The organism is Microcoleus sp. B5-D4 (genome assembly GCF_036705145.1).
GTDB lineage: Bacteria > Cyanobacteriota > Cyanobacteriia > Cyanobacteriales > Microcoleaceae > Microcoleus.
The window spans coordinates 1-12,211 of the sequence record NZ_JAUBTV010000136.1; the positions used below are offsets into that span (position 1 = coordinate 1).

Below are 12,211 nucleotides of genomic sequence, written 5' to 3' on the forward strand. Positions count from 1 at the left end.
GATCTTGGACGGGCGGGACGCCCATCCCACAATAACAATTAAAATTGTAAGTTATTTAATTCGCGAGCCTGAGTGCTTGAATATCGCCTTGCATAATTATGCTGACATTGCGCGAAATCTTCTCTATTTCCCAATCCCACCACCTAATTTCTAATAGTTGTGCAACTTCACCATCGCTAAAACGCTGTTTGATTGGATGGGCGGGGTTTCCACCCACAACTGTGTAAGCGGGAATGTCTTTTACTACAACGGATTTGGCGGCTATGACGGCACCGTCGCCGATTTTTACTCCGGGCATAATCAGTGATTCATAGCCGATCCAAACATCATTGCCAATGACGGTATCGCCTTTACTTGGCAGTTCCATTAATAAATTCATGGCTGTTTCCCAACCATTCCCAAAAACAGGAAAAGGATAAGTTGAAATCCCGTCGAGTTTGTGATTTGCACCGTTCATAATGAATTTGACGTTGGTGGCGATCGCACAAAATTTGCCAATTATTAATCGGTCGTTTCCGTAGTTATAAAGTACATTTTTTTCAAAATTTTCTGGATCTATTGGATCGTCGTAATATGAGTAATCGCCGACGATAATGTTGGGGGATTTAATAAAGTTTTTGATGAAGCATACGCGCCGTTGGTCGGGCATCGGATAGGGTCGGTTTGGATCGGGCCCAATTTCTCTCATAAGTTTCAAGCCTTATTCGTTAAGCTGCTGGATTGATGTACTGTTAATTCGAGTGAGGTTTGCTTCTGCTTCATTAACATAGAGTAGGCTTGTTTGTCAAGGGGTGGTAGAGAAATTTTGGGTCGATCGCCCTGCAAGAAATCAGACAAAATGGTAAAAGCCAACATTCATCCGCGTTCCGAAGCGGTTAAAAATCCCAAATTAATATTAAACAAGCGATCGCAGTGAGATAATTTATGAGAGTACGAACCTACGAAATCGGTGATACCCAACAAATTGTACAACTGTTTTACGACACCATACACGAAATAAACATCCGCGATTACACACAAGCACAAGTAGATGCTTGGGCGCCAGCAGATATGGATATCGAAAGTTGGACTAAAAGTTTAAGCAGTAAATTTACTTTCGTAGCAGAAGAGGGTGATAAAATTGCAGGTTTTGGGGAATTAGAAGCAAGCGGCCATATCGATTGCTTTTTCTGTCATCAACATTTTCAAAGGCAAGGAGTCGGCAGGCTAATTTTAAAACAAATTGAGTCAAAAGCCCAAGACTTAGGAATTAACAAGTTATTTACCGAAGCCAGCATTACAGCTCGACCTTTTTTTGAAAGCCAAGGATTTATTGTGATTAGAAAACAAGAAGTAGAACGGAGAGGACAACAATTCATCAACTTTGCAATGGAAAAAAATATATAAACAACGATTTGTGTAAAATTAGATCGAAGAGTTTTACTCAGGAGTTGCGATGGTGACGGAAGCTACAAATGTGCTGGGCGGAAAGTTAGAGATTTGCTGCACTTCGCCAATGACGGGCTATTATCGGGACGGCAAATGCAATACAGGTGGTGGCGACTTTGGGGCTCACACTGTTTGTGCTCAACTGACAGAAGAGTTTTTGCAATTCACTAAGTCGAATGGAAATGATTTGAGCACTCCGGTTCCCGAATTTAATTTCCCCGGTTTGAAGCCTGGGGATTGCTGGTGTTTGTGCGCTTCTCGCTGGAAGGAAGCAATGGATGCTGGATGTGCGCCGCTTGTGGTTTTGGGTGCGACTCACGCCCTGACTTTGGAATACGTTTCTTTGGATGAATTGAAGCAGCACGCTGCTGATTTGTAGGAAGGGAGGTGCGATCGCTTTTAGTCAATAAGGGCGATCGGGTTTTTCTCAGGAATAGCAAATTTATCCTTCGTAACAGAAATATTTAAGTGCGATCGAACGTCACTGTAAAGTTTTATGGTTGAGCTTGTGGTTTCCACTTACAGATAGACTCTGGCTTGAGTGGGCAAGTTTTGGGAGCGATCGGATTTCCGCTGAGTTGTAACCAAGTCAGGTTAGTTAAGGATTGCAATGGTTTGATGTCATAGATTTGATTGTTTTCGAGATTGATCGCAGCCAGTTTAGTCAAAGATAGCAATGGTTTGATGTCGCTGATTTTATTATTGTTGAGGTCTAACCAAGTCAGTTTAGTCAAGGATGCTAGCGGTTTGATGTCACTAATTTGATTGTTGCTGATGTCTAACCAAGTCAGGTTAGTCCAAGATGCCAGCGGTTTGATGTCGCTGATTTGATTGTTGTTGAGTTGGAGAGTAGTCAGTTTAGTCAAGGATGCTAGCGGTTTGATGTCGCTGATTTGATTGTTGCCGACGGAGAGTGTAATCAGGTTAGGCAAAGATGCTAGCGGTTGGATATCACTGATTTGATTGTTACTAATGTGGAGTGTAATCAGGTTAGTCAAAGATTCTAAAGGTTTGATGTCGCTGATTTGATTACCCCAGAGGAAGAGTGCGGTGAGACTCGAAAGTTTCTGATTAGCCGCATCGCACTCAGTAGTTTCTGCTTCCTTCAACAGCACCTCAACTGTATGTTTAGCTTCTGGAGTCAAAGAATCTTTTTCGCGACACCATTCAGCAAATGTTTTGTTTCCCGATCGCACTTCTGCTGCTTTCGCCGACACTCCATTTCCAGATAATGCTAGAAGCACACAACAAGTAAGTGCGATCGACCTTAGTAAATTGATATATTTCTGTGCCACTATAAGTGTCATAATCTTATATATCTAATTGAAAGTTAAAGCCATCTTGCACAAACACAACCAATAATTGATTCAGTCCTTTTCAAAGGACTTAAGCTTTGAGGCAGGGGTTTAAACCCCTGCCGGACTGAAGGAAAGAGGGCAATATCATGTCCCTGCAAAATACCTCTTAAAAACTCTCCGAATCACCTCACTCAGGCAACTTATACTGCCCCACAATCCGCTTAGCATATTCCGGTACATGAGCCTCTAATTTCTCAGGGTAATTGCGCTTCACATACAGATAATTGCGAGTGAAATGAGAATCAATCGAAAACCGAGCATATTCCAAACCCTTCGGCCCAATTCTCTCAATAAAAACTCCCATTAACTTCGCCGCCCACATTGGCAAAGTCACTCCTTTTTCGTAAGCCGGAATGCTTTGCTGAACGGCTTCTTTTCGGTTTCCCTTAGACATCACCGGCTGAGTATTTAACTGATCCGTTACCAAATCTAACATCTCTTGCCCGGTGTCATTTCGCACCACAATCCACTGCCAGCCAAAAGGTGCTCCCATGTAGCCCACCACTAAATCTGCTAAAGAATTGACATAATCAAAACAGCTCAAACAAGAAGGAGCAAAAACATCTTTCAATTCCTTAGTGTTCAACCCGAAGAACGGCACTTTTTCCTCCGAACCATCTTCGTGTTTGAAGTGAACGTTAAAGTCTTGCATAAACTCGTAAGAAACCACCGTTTCAGGAGAACGGCTAGTCGTATCTAGGAATTTCTGCAAGCCCGCGCGGCTGACATTATCTACACAGGGAGTTCCCAAAACGTAGAGCTTCTCTAAACCGAGTTTTTTTTCTACTGTTCGCAAGGCTTGAATTTGACAGCCGACGCCAATTACTAACAGCCGCTTCATCCCAGATTTTTCGATTTGTTCTAATACTGAAAGGTTGGGAGAGAGAGTGGGTTTGTTGACTTTTGCTGCCAGAATTTCTTCACGATTTCTAGCAATTATCGGCATGGGTTGAAAGCGGTCTTCTTTGGTATTTTGGACGCAAACAACGCCTTCTACAATTCCTTTTTCGAGCATTTCAATGGCAATTGTGCTGACGATCCCCGTCCACTGAGCGCCCTCGATCGGCTCTTTTTTCCGAGCCGCCATCATGTTTTGACTGACTCCGAAATACCAATCGTCGGGATTGTCGAGATTGCGCGATCGCCCGTGAATCTCTGCTTCCAGTTCTGCAATATGTTGTGTTAAGAAAGCACAAGATTCCTTGACATAATGGATGTAATATGTATCGCACAAACCGCACTCGCTGCACAGTTCTTTAGCGGGGCGGCGGCTACCCGGTTTGAGGGCTTTGGATTTTTGGTGCTTAGCAGAATCTGTTGCGGTCATCTAAATTACTTATTTTATGCAGATATGGCTTTTGTTAGGATATCACAGCAATTTCCCTTGATTTACCTGCTTTATTCTTTCTTTTAGTCCTCGCAGGCGGACGCAAGCTTGTGCAGGAGCAAATTCGGTTCGCCCGAAATTGGTGGTTTTCACAAGTTAAAAAATATTAGTCAGGATTTACCTAGGTTGCGCTAGAAACCGGGTTTCTTCCTGAATACCTCACTGTTAAACCTAAGATTTATGCTAAAAACAGGGTTTGTTTGTGTAGTTTTGGTAAAAAAATTCGGTTTCAAAGACTCGCAGTGCTTCCAGGAGTGTTTGTGTAAGTCCTGTTAGTATCAATCCGGATCTAGCGGGCGATCGCGCGAATACATTGCCAAATAAAGCTATAAAAAAATGGTAAAAATGTTTGTGACAACAGCCGTCGCTGGCATCATGATAAATCTCGCGATTTCGAGCTTAGGATTTGCTGCTTTAATTCGCCCTGTTCCCGCTATGAATCAAACTGTTGCGACTCTAGAAAGAATGCTCAGCGCCACACAAAAGCCGGCGGCGCTGAACTATTCGCGCCTGGGGATTGGCGGCGTTCGGTTGGGGATGTCTGTAGAAGAGGCAAAACGCAAGTTGGGGAAACCGCAGCGCGACGAAACTAAACCTGCTGGGCCTGGCCTCGGTGGCAAGATTCGCACGCTAACCTACTCAGGATTGACGGTAGCAGCATGGGAGGGCAAAGTTTATTTAGTTTCTACTACCAATCCCAAGTTTCTGACAATGGATGGGGTGAAGGTAGGAGATAACAGGCAAAAAGTTGTTAAAACTTACGGTTACGGGTCGCAATCTGTGCAGGGTGGAGTGACTCGGTTGACTTACAGCAATGACCAAAAGGCTTCTAATTTGATTGTGGAAATTAAGGGCGATCGCGTACAAAAAATTATTGTGAGCACGCAGCTAAACTGAAATATTAAACCACAGTGCAAAAATCCCGGTTCACAAGTTTGTAGTAAGCACTTTATTCCTTATTTATGAGGATTTTTAGCCTTTCTGTGAGTTGACAGGAGGGCTTTTTCCTGATGTGCGTGAAGCGTAGCTATCCCGTAGGGAATCGCCCGCGTCTCCTTAATCCTCTTCATCATCATCCGACAATATTGCCATTTCCTCAGCAATTAGTGTCTGAAAATCCTCTCCGCAGTGAACGTTGAGATGGATTGCAGAGAGGAAGGAAGTCTGCTAGAATTTCAGCTTTTTGTCGATCGCTCAAATCAGGTAACTGAAGCTGATAGATTAAAGCAATCACATTTTGACACTCCGTACCCAATTCATCAATTAACGTTCTCAGTGTAGAATTAGTTACAGAAATTGTCCGATCGCTAACTTGCATATTGACTTATGTTGTTTTGGAATAATTAAACCGCAGAGAGCGCAGAGGGCACAGAGGAAGAGAAGAGAGAGATGAATAATTCCGATCTCAACGGATTTGATATTACCCATAAAAAAAGTAGAGGTGCGATCGATCGCATCTCTACAAAAATTCTAAATCAGGTGCACATTGTGCACCCTACCAATTAGCGGTTCTGGGGAACAGGAGCACTCGGTGCTCCAGAAAAAGTCGTCTCACCAGTCTTAGCCCGCTTTTTGATCAAGATAGGCTTGACGCTGTTTTCTCCACCAATCGGGGGATCTTCTTGTTGAGCGTAATCCGCGCCCATCCAAGCAGGACGGCTTTGATCGAAAGCCATTTGCAAAGCAGCAGCGGCGATCGCGTGGGAGTCGTACTCCTCGGATAACTGAGACACCAGAGGCAAGAAAGATGCCATCCGTTCGCCAGCCAAAGCTTCACGAACTTTACCCTGCATCTTTTCCAACTGACGTGCTTCAATTTGCGCCCGTGTGGGAATGTTTCGCACCGTCAAGCTCGATCGCACGTGGCGTTCAATCAAGCGCAGTTTGCGGCGATCGACCGGTTGAATCAGCGTAATCGCCGTTCCTTCGCGACCAGCCCGGCCCGTGCGTCCGATCCGGTGAACGTAGCTTTCCACACTGTCGGGCAAATCGTAGTTAATCACGTGAGTCAAGTGATCCACGTCCAAACCCCGTGCCGCAATATCAGTCGCCACTACCCAGCGCACCTGACATTGGCGGAACCGATGCAACAAACGTTCCCGCTGTGCCTGATTCAAATTACCGTGATACTCATCAACGCTGTGACCGGCTGCTTGCAGTTGGCTGGTGAGTTCTGCTGCCGACTGCCGCGTCCGCACAAAAATCAGTGCAGATTCCGGGTCTTCCATTTCTAAAATTGGCTGTAGGGCTCTTGCCTTCGACCAGCCACGGGGAATCATGTACACGCCTTGGCTGATGCGCTTTGGCGTTGCTTTGGGCTGTTCTACGGTGACGTTGACGGGGTTACGCAAATGCCGCGCCACCAATTTCCGAATGGAAGCTTCCATCGTCGCCGAGAAAAATGCCGTTTGACGTTCTTTTGGTGCAGCATCCAAGATTTTTTCCACATCTTGGATAAAGCCCATGCTCAGCATTTCGTCAGCTTCATCCAAAACCAGCCATTTTACCTTGTCTAGTTTCAGGCTGCCGCGGCTCAGCATATCCAATATGCGTCCCGGTGTACCGACAACGACGTGAACGCCGCGCTTCAAACGCTGCATTTGACGATCGATCGATTGACCACCGTACACTGTCAGAACTTGCAGAGAGCGACCCACTTTTACCGGGCCGTCGCTGCTGATGCCGCTCAAATCACGGATGGCTTCAGTTACTTGCATCGCCAATTCGCGAGTCGGCGTCAGCACCAGTGCTTGCACCGCAGTCACATCTAAATCAATCCGCTCCAAGATGGGCAACGAGAATGCTGCCGTTTTGCCTGTCCCTGTTTGGGCTTGACCCACAACGTCGCGACCTGCTAACAGGTGCGGAATTGCTTGTACTTGGATGGGAGTAGGTTCTGTAAAGCCTAGTGTTTCCAGATGGAGAACGAGTTCTTCCGAAAGACCTAAGCCTTCAAACAATAAATTCATTAATGCTCCTAATAACGAGTCTTAGCCTTCTAAGTTGCCCAACTCGGATGCGGATTTCTGCTCGGCGGCAGGAACTCATAAGAGTTCTTTATGGTGCTGCGCCTGCGCGCACCTTCTTAAATAGCAATCGAGTATAGGGCAGCTCCGTCGATGGTGACTAAATTTACCAATTCGACAGCCGTCTTTGATTTTGTGACATCACCGATACCAACCGCCAGGGGTCGGGTTATAGGCTTCCAACATTCTTAAAACAGGACATTGGACTTCCTTTGAGGTACTTGCAAGCTTTCCCTCTTAGGCATTTTATAGTGAGGATCATGCCAGCCCCACTTCACTACAACATAGTAGTAATAGGTTTGTTGGTTCAGGCGCTATCCCGCAATCCGTCGCCTGCGGGATTGAGCAGGGGATGCAGCGACCGTTACCGCCTATCCATCTCAACACTCTTTCGGGATACCGTTGTGGTGTAGGGCGGACGGCGAAGCAATCTCAAATTCTCCCCGCTTATTTCTGGCTTGTTACTATCATAACTCTTTACATTCAGAAACAAAACATTAAATTCGTTAAAATTTTCCGATCGTTCTGTAGAGATAACCGCACCCCGAGGGGGAGCGTCGATTGCAGCCAGAGGCTAATAAAGGTTTATAACCCCTTTGCTAGATATCTTTGCACAATATTGTACAAACCGTTACTTTTGCTGCACAATCCGCTAATCATTTTTGGCCGGTGTCTGGTTTTTGTTCGCCACACCGTCTCAGGCGACAGTTCCAGCAACACTTACACTTGACCCCGCCCAGCACCGGATACAGTGCCACGTCAACTCATGAGGGTCGATCCCACAATTTTAGACAAAAGATCGAGCTCCCAGATGAGTCTGTGCAGTCAATCTAAAATCTAAAATCTAAAATCTAAAATCGACTTGACCGTAGAGGTCGTAGACATCTGCACCAGTAATTTTCACAGATACGATCGATCCCAGTCGCGCTTCTCCTGTCACATAGACGAGTCCATCTACTTCTGGGGAAAACCGAGCGGATCTACCAATCAACTCACCTGTCTCTGGTTGTTCTTGTTCTATCAGGACATCAACTACCTGACCGACAGACTCTTGATTCTTCTTCAATGATATAGGTTGTTGTGCCGCCATTACCGAATTGCGCCGCATTTCCATTATTTCTGCAGGTATTTGCTGGGGCAAGCTGAAGGCTGGGGTTCCTTCTTCTGGCGAAAATACAAAAACTCCTACGTGATCGAATTCGTGGCGCTTGACAAATTCCAGCAAGTGTGATGCGTGTTCGTCTGTTTCGCCGGGGAAGCCAACAATAAAAGTTGTCCGCATCACGGCGCCGGGAAGTGCTGCTTTGAGCCGATCGACTATGGCATCATTGATCCCAGCTTGAAAAGGCCGATTCATCGCCCGCAGAATTTCCGGGTGCGAGTGTTGCAGGGGTAAATCCAAATACGGCAAAACGTTGGGCGTTTCGCGGATGGCTGCGACAACTTGCGGAGTCAAACCTGTAGGATAGGCGTAGTGCATCCGAATCCAAGGTACATCTACTTCACCCAAAGCGCGCAGTAGTTCGGCTAGTTTCGGTTCGCCATAAATATCTTTGCCGTAGTTGGTGGTAATTTGAGAAATTAAGATAATTTCCTTTACCCCTTCCGAGGCTAATTGCTTAGCTTCGGCGACGATAGACTCGATCGTCCGCGACCTTTGATTTCCGCGCAAGTGCGGGATAATGCAAAATGCACAGCGATAGTCACAGCCTTCTGCTATACGCAGATACGCGACACCTTCCGATGTCGTGCGGTAGCGGGGAGTAGTTTCGTCAGCGATGTAAGTAGGTTCACTAGAGACGAGGGAAACTCGATCGCCCTTTTCCACCTGCTGCATAACATTGACTATTTTGTGATAGTCGCCAGTGCCGACAATTGCGACTGCTTCTGGCAATTCGTCCAGCAATTCCTGCTGAAAATGCTGTGCCATGCAGCCAGTGATGACTACTTTTTTATTAGCTTCTGCCAATTCTACCAAGGTGCGGACCGACTCTTCTCGCGCAGCTTGGATAAAACTACAAGTATTGACTACAACATAATCGGCTAATTCTTCATTAGAATCGACTTGATAGCCCGCTTGAGCCAGCAAGCCGATCATGTGTTCGGTATCGATGCGATTTTTTTCGCAGCCGAGGTGAGTAAATGCGATCGTTGGCTTCGTTGCCATGCAGTAATAGTTAGTGTTGCGCTATTTCTAAGAACGTTTTATGATATCACACAATTTGATAATCTGCAATGTTTAGGTGAAATTGCTCCGGGACTTACGCATCAAAACCAGAGAAACCGGGTTTTTGCCCAGAAGACGCGTTAGGGTCGGCAGAAACACCAAAAAACCCGGTTTCTGACTATTCGTGCGTAAGTTATTGGAAAAGCCTAATAGCCTTGTAAGGCATTTTGCAGCATACTATCAAAAAAAGTATCCAGAGAAATTCCTGATGCTTTGACCATAGTCGAAAGCACACTTTTTTGGGCAAAAGAACAGTACAGCCCCGCTTCCAAGAACCAAGGTTGTCCATCGGGATCGATGCGAAAATCAAATAAACTGTAGTGGCGACAGCCCAAAGCGATGTGGCATTTTCTGGCCTGGGCCCAAACTCTCTCCGTAATCGGATCGCTGGTGTCAACTATCCACGACTTGGTACTATCCTTAGAAGTCAAGCTCAAGTTGCCATCGTCATTTTGTTTGAGCTTATCGGCATAACTCCGAATCGGCTTCGTATCAGCATCTAAAGCATACTCTTCCAGCGGCAAACAGACTAGCTCGCCAGCTTGGACAATAATCCCACAGCGAACTTCTCTACCCAATTCAATGAATTTTTCTACTAGCACTTCCTCGGAATGAGTCAATGCTGTCTCCAAAGCCCCATCATAGTCAGCAGCATTTTTAACTAAAGCAACTCCCAGAGAATTATCCGCATTCAGTGGCTTGAGCACCACCGGCAAATCAATCGAAAGTCGATCGCCTGCGCGGACAACTTCTCCCAACGGTACACTTACCCCAGCGGCTGCTACTACTGCCCTAGTCTTGGCTTTGTCAGCAGCCAGCGCCATCAACTCTGTTGGATTACCCACATAAGGAATACTCAGCATATCGAACAAGCTGCGGTATTGAGTCATGCCGGGGATGCAAAACATCTGCGGTACCATTACGTCAATCTTTAGCTGTGTCAGCACCTGTACAGCGCCCGCTAGAGACATGGGATTAGCGGCTGCTATCGCACCTTGATCGAGAGATGTAGGAAAACGCCATTGGCGATCGGGAGAAATATAGGCTATATGAAATTCATAGAGTGCTGGATTAGCCGTATTTTTCAGACAATCTTCTGCATAAAGGCGCGATAAATTACAGAAAAAATCGCTAACTGCCGAGCCGACTAAATGCAAAACCCGCAATACTGACATACTCAATCTCCCCCTATTTCCACAAGCTTGCCAATATTAAAATCAATCCGAATCCACTCTTTCGGCTTCTGCAAATTTCCCCATAACAACAAGGGAATTTGCCAATGATGCACCATCAAAAACGGCAGCGGATCGTCCCACTCAAAGATGGCATCTTTGCCTTGGGCGATAATTTGTAACCGCTCAGAAACGAGCTTCGGCGACCACAAATGAGTCACCAATCGCCAAATTTCATGGTAAATCCAGTAAGTCGGGCGACTAGATGCCAAAGGCTGCACAGTCTGTGGTAAAGGGTCGAGCTCCAAATAAGCTTTTGCCACATCAGGATGGTTGTAAAACATCGTGATGGCTGAATGGGTGCGGGGGTTGCATTCGATCGCGTAAATCTCTCCATCATCCGCCGCCTGAATGAAATCAAAGGAAACTTGTCCAGTCAGATTGAGACTCTTGGCAAACTGACGAATCCAATTTTCGATATCCGGGCGATCGACATTCTGGTAATTCACCTGAAACGCCGACGATTCACAGCAACAATGCAACTGAAGATGACCATCACGAATTGTACTGTGAGTGCAGAATTCTTGCCCTGGAATATACTCTTGCATAATCCAAGGTTTACTCTCGGAAATTGGTAATGAGTTGACAAAAGTGGCTGTTTCTGCTGGGGTTTCGCAGGGTAATTTAGTTAAGTTTAACCTGCGGACAGAATCGTAGGGAATACTTTTGATAATATATGGACGCTGTGCATCACTAAAATCAAAATCGATTACTTGCTGCGGATTAGTAATGCGATAAGACTTCGGAACTCGCAGCCCCAATGCTGCCGCGGCTTTTGCAAAATCATATTTATCATCCAATCGTTGCAGAGTTTCGACATCTACGTGCATTACCGTACAGTGTCCAGAAAGTACCCTTTTGACTTCGGCATCGTAGTAACTGGCGACTGGACTACAAACGGGAACGTAAACATTAACTTTCTCTTGTTGGACAATTTTTAAGAGTGCTTGGGGATATTCCTCTGTCTGCGGATTTGGTACTGTGTAAAAGCGATCGACTGCCCAAGAGTAACGATGACCTGTCAGCCAGTATTTCTCGGTTTCTACCAAAATTACCCGATGACCGGCATTATGGAACGATCGGGCTAGCTGTAATGCTTTGGTCATCTTGCCGCCGCTAATCAAAATCGTTTGGGGAGAGTCGGCGATCGTTCTAGACTGAAACGGTTTGATGATGATGGATCTCAGTAGGGCGATCGCTGTTAAAGCGATATTCAGGGGCATTACTAATAGCAGCAAAATTAAGGTTGCTATAGTTTTAACTGCTGTCGGGAAGCGCCTATTCCCAGTGTTTGTTTTCTGTTCAGATGGCATCGCTGCAACTGAAACTGTTTCGATCATAATTTTTTACTAAGTAGGTACTCTAATTAGCGGTGGTTTTTGAATGATTAAACCGCAGATGACGCTGTTGGCGCCGTGTCTCCAGAAGAGACAGATCAATCATGCGGATGAAGCGCGGATTTGATATTACGCACGGGTGGTTAGGATCGTCAATTAAATAATTTCCCTTTTTTCTTGTGGGATGGGCGTCCCGCCCGCCCAGAAAGGACGGGC

General features: G+C 45.8%; 12 protein-coding genes. 3 read left to right on the top strand and 9 right to left on the bottom strand.

All coding sequences use genetic code 11. The features are described from left to right. Positions 1-55: 55 nt before the first annotated feature. Entirely contained in the window at positions 56-688 is a 633-nt protein-coding gene (locus tag QUB10_RS32545) for a Vat family streptogramin A O-acetyltransferase (RefSeq protein WP_333207250.1), read from the bottom strand. Between the two features lie 236 nt (positions 689-924). Between QUB10_RS32545 and QUB10_RS32550 the strand changes: the two genes are divergently transcribed. Beyond that, entirely contained in the window at positions 925-1,386 is a 462-nt protein-coding gene (locus tag QUB10_RS32550; RefSeq protein WP_333207251.1) for a GNAT family N-acetyltransferase, read from the top strand. Positions 1,387-1,435: 49 nt separating this feature from the next. Continuing rightward, entirely contained in the window at positions 1,436-1,807 is a 372-nt protein-coding gene (locus QUB10_RS32555; protein ID WP_333151543.1) for a DUF2237 domain-containing protein, read from the top strand. A gap of 115 nt (positions 1,808-1,922) precedes the next feature. Here QUB10_RS32555 and QUB10_RS32560 read toward each other — a convergent pair whose 3' ends face one another. After that, positions 1,923-2,735, bottom strand: coding sequence for a leucine-rich repeat domain-containing protein (locus QUB10_RS32560; RefSeq protein ID WP_333207252.1), 813 nt, complete (start codon positions 2,733-2,735; stop codon positions 1,923-1,925). Positions 2,736-2,913: 178 nt separating this feature from the next. Continuing rightward, complete coding sequence (locus QUB10_RS32565; protein ID WP_333207253.1) at positions 2,914-4,113, bottom strand: Coenzyme F420 hydrogenase/dehydrogenase, beta subunit C-terminal domain; 1,200 nt, start codon at positions 4,111-4,113, stop codon at positions 2,914-2,916. 396 nt (positions 4,114-4,509) lie between these two features. On the opposite strand from QUB10_RS32565, the gene QUB10_RS32570 reads away from it, so the two are divergent. Further along, the gene (locus tag QUB10_RS32570; protein WP_333207254.1) at positions 4,510-5,070 is read left to right on the top strand and encodes a hypothetical protein; all 561 of its coding nucleotides are present in this window, start codon (positions 4,510-4,512) and stop codon (positions 5,068-5,070) included. Positions 5,071-5,269: 199 nt separating this feature from the next. Here the strand turns inward: QUB10_RS32570 and QUB10_RS32575 are convergent, their stop codons facing one another. From QUB10_RS32575 to QUB10_RS32600, 6 genes are all read right to left on the bottom strand, one after another. Next, positions 5,270-5,491: a hypothetical protein gene (locus QUB10_RS32575; protein ID WP_333207255.1), complete on the bottom strand. Its 222-nt coding sequence runs from the start codon at positions 5,489-5,491 to the stop codon at positions 5,270-5,272. A 184-nt stretch (positions 5,492-5,675) separates the two neighbouring features. Beyond that, positions 5,676-7,142, bottom strand: a complete 1,467-nt coding sequence (locus QUB10_RS32580) for a DEAD/DEAH box helicase (protein ID WP_333059615.1) — start codon at positions 7,140-7,142, stop codon at positions 5,676-5,678. A 901-nt stretch (positions 7,143-8,043) separates the two neighbouring features. Further along, on the bottom strand, positions 8,044-9,366 hold the full coding sequence (gene rimO, locus QUB10_RS32585; protein WP_333151554.1) for a 30S ribosomal protein S12 methylthiotransferase RimO: 1,323 nt from the start codon (positions 9,364-9,366) through the stop codon (positions 8,044-8,046). 206 nt (positions 9,367-9,572) lie between these two features. After that, a complete protein-coding gene (locus QUB10_RS32590) occupies positions 9,573-10,601 on the bottom strand; it encodes a D-alanine--D-alanine ligase (protein ID WP_333151556.1) in 1,029 nt (342 codons plus the stop codon). Positions 10,602-10,603: 2 nt separating this feature from the next. Continuing rightward, complete coding sequence (locus QUB10_RS32595) at positions 10,604-11,998, bottom strand: ATP-grasp domain-containing protein (RefSeq protein WP_333207256.1); 1,395 nt, start codon at positions 11,996-11,998, stop codon at positions 10,604-10,606. A 22-nt stretch (positions 11,999-12,020) separates the two neighbouring features. Next, on the bottom strand, positions 12,021-12,211 hold a 191-nt coding region (locus QUB10_RS32600), incomplete at its 5' end, for a hypothetical protein (protein WP_333207257.1).

Bases quoted from the DNA above. Each gene is read 5' to 3' on its own strand.
- QUB10_RS32565 (WP_333207253.1), bottom strand. From the start codon at position 4,113: ATGACCGCAACAGATTCTGCTAAGCACCAAAAATCCAAAGCCCTCAAA.
- QUB10_RS32580 (WP_333059615.1), bottom strand. From the start codon at position 7,142: ATGAATTTATTGTTTGAAGGCTTAGGTCTTTCGGAAGAACTCGTTCTC.
- QUB10_RS32550 (WP_333207251.1), top strand. From the start codon at position 925: ATGAGAGTACGAACCTACGAAATCGGTGATACCCAACAAATTGTACAA.
- QUB10_RS32590 (WP_333151556.1), bottom strand. From the start codon at position 10,601: ATGTCAGTATTGCGGGTTTTGCATTTAGTCGGCTCGGCAGTTAGCGAT.
- QUB10_RS32595 (WP_333207256.1), bottom strand. From the start codon at position 11,998: ATGATCGAAACAGTTTCAGTTGCAGCGATGCCATCTGAACAGAAAACA.
- QUB10_RS32560 (WP_333207252.1), bottom strand. From the start codon at position 2,735: ATGACACTTATAGTGGCACAGAAATATATCAATTTACTAAGGTCGATC.
- QUB10_RS32545 (WP_333207250.1), bottom strand. From the start codon at position 688: ATGAGAGAAATTGGGCCCGATCCAAACCGACCCTATCCGATGCCCGAC.
- QUB10_RS32570 (WP_333207254.1), top strand. From the start codon at position 4,510: ATGGTAAAAATGTTTGTGACAACAGCCGTCGCTGGCATCATGATAAAT.
- QUB10_RS32575 (WP_333207255.1), bottom strand. From the start codon at position 5,491: ATGCAAGTTAGCGATCGGACAATTTCTGTAACTAATTCTACACTGAGA.
- QUB10_RS32555 (WP_333151543.1), top strand. From the start codon at position 1,436: ATGGTGACGGAAGCTACAAATGTGCTGGGCGGAAAGTTAGAGATTTGC.
- rimO (WP_333151554.1), bottom strand. From the start codon at position 9,366: ATGGCAACGAAGCCAACGATCGCATTTACTCACCTCGGCTGCGAAAAA.